The following is a 9285-nucleotide window of genomic DNA, read 5'->3' as shown; positions in this document are numbered from 1 at the left end:
GCCGCACCCGAGTGGTGCGGCTACCGGAAGTATCATCCCGAGCGCCCTGAGCTGCTACCAGAAACTCACTGAAGCGCTACCGGATAGTCACGACACTGCTACCAAATAGCCGGTCGCAACAGACGTCCCCTTCGACCAGATTCCAAAGTCCAAGCGCCGGAACAAAAAGTGGTGGTACACCCACTACACTCACCGCGGAATCTACCTGCAGCTAAAGAAGATGAGCCAACAAGGACACCTTTTTGCCTACCTCACCGAAGCTGAAAAAGGCCAACGGTTTGAACGCACGACCAACAAGCTAGAAGGCGGGGTGAACTCACAAATTAAGCAACTTATGTACACCCACCGCGGACTGCGCGATGAACAACAGCGCATCGCCTGCGACTGGTGGTTATACCTCCACACGCAACTGCCTGGCGACCCTGTAGAGATCGCCAGGCAGCAAAACTGGGGCCAGGACGCACTCGCCAAAGCACAAACCCTAGCCAACCAGGAAAGACAAGCCACCAGCGGCCACGAAGACGGCCGACCAGCAACCTACGACAGTGCCATCGACACTGCCTACAACCACTCTATGGGAATACGCAAAGGCCACATACGCTAAACCCCACCAACACAAAATGTCGTTTAGCCCGACACGCCGCAAAACAACACATTCTGTCGTTTAGGCCGGAGTGTGAGCTTTTGACCCAAGGCATGAAAGAAGCCCACCAAGCCGTGAAAAGGGCTTGGTGGGCGGTGTAGGAAGTGCGGAAGGGGAGACGTCGCCCAGCGCGGCTACGCCATGACCTTCGTCTTCTTAATCGCCTTCTTGAGGCGCTTGTGATAGGCATCCATAGCGCGGCGGAGAATGAGGCCGACGATGAGTGCGGGGATGGTAAATAACAGTAGCATGCCCAACTCGCGCCATATATCGCCGTGGTAGATGCCCGCAATGGCGCTGCGGAAAGCATCAATAGCGTACGTCGCTGGCAGCCACGGGCTCACGTTCTGGAACCACTCAGGCAGCAGGGGCAGCGGGTACGCGCCGCCGGAGCCAGAGACTTGTATCACGAGCAACAACACCGCCAAGGCCTTGCCGGCACTATCGAGTGTGATGACAAGTGAATAGATGATCAACATAAACACCAGGGAGACTATCCATGCGGCGAACATGAGCATGAATGGGTGCGCGGGCTCGATCTGGACGAAGAAGATAAGGCTGAGAACCACCAAGGTGGCCTGCGCGAGGCCAACTAGGCCGAGTGTGGCAAAGCGACCGAAGAACGCTTGACCACGGGTGAATTCGCTCTCGTCGTAATTGCCGTTCTCGTCCTTGCGCAAGTATTTACGCTCGGCGTTGGTATGCACCAGCACGCATGCCAGAAGGGCCCCTACCCACAGCGACAAAGCGAGGTAGAACGGCGTCATACCCACGCCAAAGGCAGCGACAGGGTAGACCGGCTGGCGGTCTACAGCCACGGGAGCGGCAATGCGGGAGGCGAGCAGTTCTGGATCGTTGCCGACGATATCCGCTAGCTTGTCTAAATCGCCGCCACGGCGCACCTCGTCGATTTTTCGGCCCATGTCAGCAAAACGGCCGCTTTGCTCCCGCAGGGTGCTGGCAAGGCTGGCGGTGGTATCGCGGGCGCGCGCCAGGCTTTGCTGTGGCGACCCCTCCTTCTGGGAGACCGAAGAGCGAATGCCTGCGATGTCCTGCTTGACAGCATCAATATCGTCCGCGACCACCGAGACGCTCTGGTTGAGCTGGTCTAGCTGCGGCTTGAGGTTCTCGTTATAGGAATTGCGTGCCTTTTCAGCAGCCTGCTTGGCATTGGCGATGGCACCCTTGGTGCGCTGTCGGGAGTCTTGGGACGTGCCACGGCCTTGCTCAAGGTCATCGGCGGTAGATACCAGCGAATCATGCAGCGCGTTGCTCTGCGCAATGGAGGCATCAATCTGGCCCATCATCGCCTTATATCCACCCGCGACTGGAGCTGGTAGAGCTACCTTATCGGCTTGGTCCTTGAGGGAAGCGCGAACTCCCTCAAAGGCCTTTGTCTGCTCGTCTACACGCTCAGCTGCGGTGCGGTAGGTCTGCGCCGTTTGTGCGCTGGTGGTGCTTGCATTATCGAGCAACTCATCAACCTGGGCAGAGAGCGCATCGTAGCTTTGCGTTGTAGCCGCCAAGGAAGCGTCGAGTGAGCCAGCCGAGTCATTGAGGGTAGAGCGCAGAACGTCGATGGGGTTTTCGCCTTGGTCATTGTCGGTCTCCGTAGCCTGGCGGCCAGCCTCGGCGAGGATATTGTCCGCAGCCTGCGTAAGCGGCAGGGTGGAGTCGACCAGATTGCTTAGTGCACCTACGGTGCCAGCCGCAGCATCGAGGCGAGTGCTGACGTTATTGACGCGGTTGTGCAGGTTATTGAGTGCAGTCTGGGTATCGTCCTCATTAAGGTATTTATCAAAATCCGAGACGACGCCAAGGCCGACATTGGATACCACGCGGGTGAAGGACTCGTTGATTTTCTGGATGACGCCGTCCGCACTCTTTTGCGTGATGATGGTAGACAGCGCATTCTTCTTCTCATTGGTATAGAGGTTGAGCTTGCTTGGCTCGGTTCCTTCTACATAAAACGTGAGCAAATCCGCGCTGAAGTCCTTGGGCAGAACAATGCCGGCATAGTATTCGCCAGACTTCGTTCCTTCGACGGCATCGGCGCTATCAGTAATGACCCAATCGATATCTTGATTGCGGCTGAGCTGTGAGAGCACCTTATCGCCCAAATTCAGTTTCAGGGAGGCGAGGTCGCTTTCGTGGCCTTCATCCTCGCTGGCCACAGCGATCTTGAGTTGGTCGGTATTAGAAAAGGGATCCCAGCTGGCCAACACGTTGAAGGAGGTGAAAAGCAACGGGATGATGGCAAGGCCAAAGATGATGACCGCGGTCATTACATTGGTGCGAATGGCGTGGAGGTCATCGCGGAGAATGGTCAGGATGTTTTTCATGACTTACTCGCCTCCCTTTCCGGAGCCATCGCCATCAACGGCGGGCATTTCCTTGGTCTCGCTGGCATTAGAAAATGTGGATTCCTCGTCTAAGTCCTCTAGGAGGTAGCGGTTTGGGTGTTCCTGTCGGTGCTCGAGGTGCTCCTGGATTTCCTCATCACTGAGATCCGCCAGGCGGCTATCGTGCGCGATGCTCTGCTTGACGTACTCAAGGGAGCAGATAACGCCCACCGCAATGAGCGTCACCAGGCAGGCCAGGCCGAAGATGATGGCCTTTTCTTCAGGGTTAATGCGTGAGTAGATGCCCAAAGCGACGACTAACGCTAGGCCTACCGCGACGGTAATCTTCATCAGCTGGGAGTAATTCCTGCGGGCCATGCTCCACTTATCCTCCAAGCTTTGTTGGTACGCCTCGCGGTCATTCAAGGCATAGAGGAGGTCGGTAAAGCGGTACCGGCTGCCGACCAGGTGGACCTGCTCATTGATAACGAGACCGCCCTTATGCAGTTCGTCATTGACCAGCATGTTGACGTTGGACAGGCCGCGGCGCATCACAGTACCGATGAGGTAAGCGATCGCGGCCATGCCGATGAGCGCGGCAAGGTCGCGCGCATAGTGGTTGCCGTAGAAACCACCGACGGTCTCGCGCATGGCATCGATGCCGTAGGTAAAGGGCAGGAATGGATGCACCGCGCGGAAGAAGTCCGGCGTCATCTCAATGGGGTAGAGGCCGGATGCGCCCGGAATCTGGATGAAGGCGAAGACCACCGCGATGCCGCGGCCTACGTGTCCAAACGTAGAAACCAAGCTATAGGTAATGCTCAGGTAGCACAGGCCCACGATGACCGCGGTAGCGACGTAGGCCAATGCATTGGCATGTTCAACACCAATGGCCAGGTTGCCGATGGACACGATGAGTGCCTGGGCAATGGCAAAGAAGGAAAGCAAAAGGAAGCGGGCAAGGTAAGCCTTGGTAATGGTGAGGTCCTTGCGGCCCTGCGGGTCTACCTCAGCACGGAAGATGATGAGCAGCATGAACGCGCCGATCCACAGCGTGAGGTTGATAAAGAGCGAGGACATGCCGGAACCATAGTGCTTTACAGGGAATACGGCGTGGCTTTCCATCTCCGCAGGGGAGGCAAGGAAGGAAGACACCTCATCGGTGTTAAGGCCCTTGACAGACTGCAAAATGGAATTGTTATTGGCAGTATTGCTCAGCGCAATCACGTCGCTGCGGGAGGCACGAAGCCCCTCCTCAATACCGTCGAGGTCCACAGAAAAACGCTCAACTACTTGCTGGGCCTGGCTTAGCTGCTCGTCGACGCCGCCCAAGAGCCCATCGGTTTGCCCGACCAGTGCCTGCTGGCTTTCGAGTGAGGCGGATAGCTTGCCGGTGGTAGCGGTGACGGCGGAAAGCGCAGCGTTGAGCTTGGGTAGGCCTTCGGCTACATTATCGCGCAGCGCGTGGGAATCATCGCGCGTTTGGGCGGCCATCTTTTCCAACATGCCCGTGGTCTTATTGAGCGAATCGATGGTGTCGTTCGTATCGCCGTTGAGAGTATCTAAGTCACCGAGAACGGCCTTATTTTGGTCATTGCGTTCGCGGAGTTCTCCTACCTGATCCTTAATCTGTTGGGAAACCTGCGGGGGCAGGGCCGGTGAAGCCGCAAGCTTATCGAGCTGATCGATAGCCCGATCAGCTTCACCGACGATTCCAGACGCGCCAGCGGATGCGGCAGCAACGCGGTTGAGGGCGCCGCGCAGTTTGCCGGAGACCGAGCCCACGGTGGCATTGGCGGAGGCGGTGCCGTCCGCCATAGCGGTCGTGCCTTCTACGTAGGCAGCGGTGGCATCGTCCGAGAAAGAAGTGACTTCCCGCTGGACCTCTGCGGTTATAGCGTTCAGCTCATCCAAGGCGGTCTGGGCATCGTCGAGGGTCTTTTGCACCGTGCCCAAAGACTCGCGGGCTTGCGCGATAGTTGGGCGCGCATCCTCGATGGTGGAGTGCACGTCAGCAAGTTGGCTGCGGGAGTTAGCTACCGTATCTGCGGTCTCTGAAAAAGAATCCGCGGTCTTGCTTGCGGTACTGTTAATCTTCTGGCTCAAATCGCCACCGGAGTTCTTTAGCTCCGTAGCCACCGAATCCGCTACCTGCTCCTTGAAGGTCGAGCTGATGGTGGTGTCTAGTGTCGAAGCGCCAGTATCAGTAATCTTCGGTGCAATGGCGTTGAGCTTCTCATTGACGTGATATTCCAGCGTGGGCTGAGAATAGGTACCTTTAAAAAGGTTCACGAAATCGGCCGAGAAGTCTTCGGGGACAATCACCGAGGCGAAGACGTCACCCTTCTTAACGGCGTCTTCGGCTTCCTGCCTGTCCATGAACTGCCAGCCCAGCTCGTCATTGTCATGCAGCTTGTCAATCATCTGCCCGCCAACGTCTAAGTGGCCAGTCATCTCCGAGGATGCGCCTTTGTCCTCATTAACTACGGCGACCTTGAGGTGTTCTGTGTTTCCGTATGGGTCCCAGAAACCGGAGATGTTTACCCAAGAATACAGGGCTGGGGTGATCATCAAACCAATGAGGATCACCCAGACCTGCGGGGTCCGCCACAAGCGGACAAAATCTTGAAGAAAAATCTTCCAACTAGTAATCACTCGAAAAACCGTAGCACCCAACCGGAAAGAACTAATAGTCTGACTGTCATTTTAAACAGAAATGAGAGAGCGCGTCCCGCCGAGCTTGCAGATATGTTTCTGGTGTGAATTTCGGGGAGGATTTCAGCAGTAGGGGGTGGGCATAGAGAAGGCCGCCTGGGCCCACAGTTGAAGGGGTCCAGGCGGCAAGCGGTATGGGGCTATGCCTCGATAAGCGCTTAGTGCTCGTCGTAGTGATCGCCGTGGGCGGCGTGGCGGTGGCCGTCGTGCAGGTAGTCCACGTGGTCGCCGTGCGGGATCGCTACGTGGCCGCAGCCTTCACCATGGGTGTGGTCGGCGTGCGCCTCGGCTTCAACGTGCTCGGTGGTCTCGCACTCGTCCCAGTGGCCATCATGCTCACGGTGAATGTGGCCTTCGTGGAGGTAGTCGGTGTGGTCGCCGTGTGGGAAGGAAACGTGGCCGCAATCGGCGCCATGGGTGTGGGTATGGTCTTCGTGGGTGGTGTGGGTCATGATGTCTGATCCTCTCTGGTGGGGGGAAGCCCCGTTGTTTTCAGTGTGTTTTCATTAAACCGCATTTTCATTTCGGTTTCAATAGGCGTGGGCGCGTTTCTCTGATTTTTCTGGTTTGGGAAATAAATCGGCCCGCCTCCTTGGGGTTAGGTGGAGGCGGGCGTCGTAAAGCTAGGGAGGGCCTTAAAGGAGATTGCTCAATTCGCGTGCGGCGGAAGTGAGAATGTCGGCGTATTTCTGGGCCGGGGAAGGTTGGAAGCGCTCGGCAGATCCGGAAATCGACAATACTGCGAGGAAGGTGCCGGAACCATCGAAAACCGGCGCGGAGATGGAGGCTAAGCCGGCTTCGCGTTCCTCAATAGACTCGGAATAACCTTGGTTTCTGGCCGCCTCAATGTCTGCTTGGGTAAACGAGGCGTTATCGGTATTAATGTCTACAAATGCGGCAATGATGCGCGCGGCAGAGCCGGAGCTAAGCGGTAGCTGGCGCCCGACTGGTACGACGTTGTGGAGGCCGGATTCCGGCTCCTTAGTGGCAATGCAGGTGCGGGTATTTCCAGTGACTTCGTAGAGTTGGATGGATTCTCCGGTGTGTTCGCGCAGTTTCTCCATGATTGGTCCCGCTGCCTCGAGGAGGTGATCGCGGTTGCCGGGAAGGGCAGGGCCGGCCTTCCACTTTCCATCGGGGGTGCGAACGAGGATGCGGTGTGCCTCGAGCGCGGTGGCCAATCTATGTGCCGTCGCCCGAGGTAGCCCCGTGGTTTCGCATAATTCATTGAGGGTGGAGGGGTGGTTGGCGGCGGCCATCATAATGGCCATTGCTCGATCCAACACCTTAATTCCGGAAACTGCGCTATACTCTCCCATACAATGAAATCTACGTCCCAACTCATGAGATTTCAAGTGTGGAGAGATGTTTATGAACCAGAAGCTGACATTGGCAGAAAAAGTGTGGCGCGATCACGTCGTCCAACACGGCGATGCTGGGGCGCCAGACCTCATCTTTATTGACTTTCAGCTACTACATGAAGTTACCAGTCCGCAGGCATTTGATGGCTTGCGGCTGGCCGGCCGCACGTTGCGTCACCCTGAGCTGCACTTGGCCACCGAGGACCATAACGTTCCCACGCAAGGCATCAATTCCGGCAACCTCTTGGAAATCAAGGATGAGGTTTCACGCACCCAGGTATCGACCCTGCGGAAAAACTGCGAAGAATTTGGTGTGCGCTTGCACTCCATGGGAGATGCGCAGCAAGGCATTGTCCATACAGTTGGCCCACAATTGGGAATCACGCAGCCAGGTATGACCATTGTCTGCGGCGATTCGCATACCTCCACCCACGGTGCCTTTGGTTCAATCGCAATGGGCATTGGTACCTCTGAGGTAGAACACGTCATGGCCACGCAGACGCTCTCCTTGAAGCCTTTTAAAACGATGGCGATTGAGGTTACAGGCGAACTGCAAGAAGGTGTGTCTGCCAAAGACCTCATCTTGGCTGTTATCGCCAAAATTGGTACCGGCGGCGGGCAAGGCCACATCATTGAGTACCGTGGTGAAGCAATCCGCAAGATGTCCATGGAAGCGCGCATGACCATCTGCAATATGTCTATTGAGGCGGGAGCCCGCGCCGGCATGGTCGCTCCAGATGAGACCACTTTTGAATATGTGAAGGGTCGTGAGTTCGCTCCTACGGGGGCAGACTGGGATGCTGCGGTTGACTATTGGAAGACGCTTCCCACTGATGAGGGGGCGGAATTCGATACCGTCGTCGAAATTGATGGTTCTGCTTTGACCCCATTCGTTACCTGGGGAACCAATCCTGGACAAGGCCTGCCATTAGGTGAGAGCGTTCCAGATCCAGAAGACTGCGGTGACGATAATGAAAAGGCTACCGTAGAAAAGGCCCTACAATATATGGACCTGCAGCCGGGAACTGCCCTGCGCGATATCAAAATAGATACCGTCTTTGTCGGCTCATGCACCAATGCTCGCATTGAAGATTTGCGCGCCGCAGCCGGCGTAGTCAAGGGCCGTACCATCGCTGAAGATACGCGGATGCTGGTAGTGCCGTCTTCAGCAGCCGTCAAGGCTCAAGCGGAGGAAGAAGGCCTAGATGAAATCTTCCGCCAGTTTGGCGCTGAATGGCGTACCGCTGGTTGCTCGATGTGCTTGGGGATGAATCCAGACCAATTGGCGCCGGGCGAGCGCTCCGCCTCCACCTCCAACCGCAATTTCGAGGGCCGTCAAGGTCCTGGTGGGCGCACACACCTAGTGTCACCCCAGGTGGCTGCCGCTACAGCCGTGACCGGATACCTGTCTAGTCCTGCTGACTTGAATTGAGCGCTAAGAAAGGCATTGACAATGGAGAAGTTTATTACCTATACGGGAACGGGCGTGCCCCTGCGCGCTTCCAATGTGGATACCGATCAAATCATCCCCGCGCGTTACTTGAAGTCGGTTAAGCGTACAGGCTTTTCTGAAGGGTTGTTTTCTAATTGGCGCTCCGATGACAGCTTCGTGCTCAACCAAGCGCAATTTAAAGATGGGTCGGTGCTTTTTGCAGGCAGTGATTTTGGCACCGGATCCTCCCGCGAACATGCAGTATGGGCGTTGAGTGAATACGGGTTCCGTGCCGTGTTTTCGTCCCGCTTTGCAGATATCTTCCGCGGCAACGCAGGAAAGTCCGGCCTTCTTACCGGCTTGATGGAACAAGAAGACATAGAGCTTATCTGGAAGCAGCTGGAGGCAGGAGAAACCCAGGTCACCGTTGACTTGGAGGCGCGAACGGTCACGGTGGGAGAAAATACCTACCGCTTTGACATCGATGACTACACCCGTTGGCGGTTGATGGAGGGACTCGATGACATTGGTATCACCCTCCGTAACGAGGACAATATTGCTGACTATGAAAAGCGACGCCCCGGCTTTAAGCCCTCTGTTATCGCCCCATAAATGGGAGCGCGGTTGGGGATGAACTTGCGCCAACACCCCTACAGTTCTTTCTAAAGAAGGTGAACTGGCCCCCGAAAGTTGGACTGGTTTAATTCTAGGCGGTTAGGGCTTCAAGGGTCTGATTTCGATATTGCATCGGGGTCAGGCCCTTGAGTCGTTGTTGGATGCGTTCGGTGTTGT

8 protein-coding genes are annotated in these 9285 nt (G+C 56.3%); 3 read left to right on the top strand and 5 right to left on the bottom strand.

What is annotated here, in order from left to right:
- The first annotated feature begins 220 nt into the window (after positions 1–220).
- Positions 221–604, top strand: coding sequence for a hypothetical protein (locus tag MHY22_RS11360; protein ID WP_370658854.1), 384 nt, complete (start codon positions 221–223; stop codon positions 602–604).
- A gap of 173 nt (positions 605–777) precedes the next feature.
- On the opposite strand, the gene MHY22_RS11355 is transcribed toward MHY22_RS11360, so the two are convergent.
- The 4 genes from MHY22_RS11355 to MHY22_RS11340 all read right to left on the bottom strand — a co-directional run bounded on the left by MHY22_RS11355 (position 778) and on the right by MHY22_RS11340 (position 7019).
- Positions 778–2985 (bottom strand): YhgE/Pip domain-containing protein, encoded by a 2208-nt coding sequence (locus MHY22_RS11355; RefSeq protein ID WP_239279384.1) that lies wholly within the window; start codon positions 2983–2985, stop codon positions 778–780.
- A gap of 3 nt (positions 2986–2988) precedes the next feature.
- Positions 2989–5640 carry a YhgE/Pip domain-containing protein gene (locus MHY22_RS11350; RefSeq protein WP_239279383.1) on the bottom strand — a complete coding sequence of 884 codons (2652 nt, stop codon included), beginning with the start codon at positions 5638–5640 and terminating at the stop codon, positions 2989–2991.
- 218 nt (positions 5641–5858) lie between these two features.
- On the bottom strand, positions 5859–6152 hold the full coding sequence (locus tag MHY22_RS11345; protein ID WP_234447205.1) for a hypothetical protein: 294 nt from the start codon (positions 6150–6152) through the stop codon (positions 5859–5861).
- A gap of 183 nt (positions 6153–6335) precedes the next feature.
- Positions 6336–7019 carry an IclR family transcriptional regulator gene (locus MHY22_RS11340; RefSeq protein ID WP_239279382.1) on the bottom strand — a complete coding sequence of 228 codons (684 nt, stop codon included), beginning with the start codon at positions 7017–7019 and terminating at the stop codon, positions 6336–6338.
- Between the two features lie 52 nt (positions 7020–7071).
- Between MHY22_RS11340 and leuC the strand changes: the two genes are divergently transcribed.
- The gene (gene leuC / locus MHY22_RS11335) at positions 7072–8493 is read left to right on the top strand and encodes a 3-isopropylmalate dehydratase large subunit (protein ID WP_239279381.1); all 1422 of its coding nucleotides are present in this window, start codon (positions 7072–7074) and stop codon (positions 8491–8493) included.
- 21 nt (positions 8494–8514) lie between these two features.
- Positions 8515–9105, top strand: coding sequence for a 3-isopropylmalate dehydratase small subunit (gene leuD, locus MHY22_RS11330; protein ID WP_005323303.1), 591 nt, complete (start codon positions 8515–8517; stop codon positions 9103–9105).
- A 94-nt stretch (positions 9106–9199) separates the two neighbouring features.
- Here the strand turns inward: leuD and MHY22_RS11325 are convergent.
- A partial coding sequence (locus tag MHY22_RS11325; protein WP_239274592.1) for an IS3 family transposase occupies positions 9200–9285 on the bottom strand: 86 nt, incomplete at its 5' end.

It is taken from the genome of Corynebacterium sp. ACRPO (assembly GCF_022347205.1).
Taxonomy (GTDB): domain Bacteria; phylum Actinomycetota; class Actinomycetes; order Mycobacteriales; family Mycobacteriaceae; genus Corynebacterium.
The sequence above is the reverse complement of the archived record's forward strand: the minus strand, read 5'-3'. Positions and strand labels throughout refer to the sequence as shown.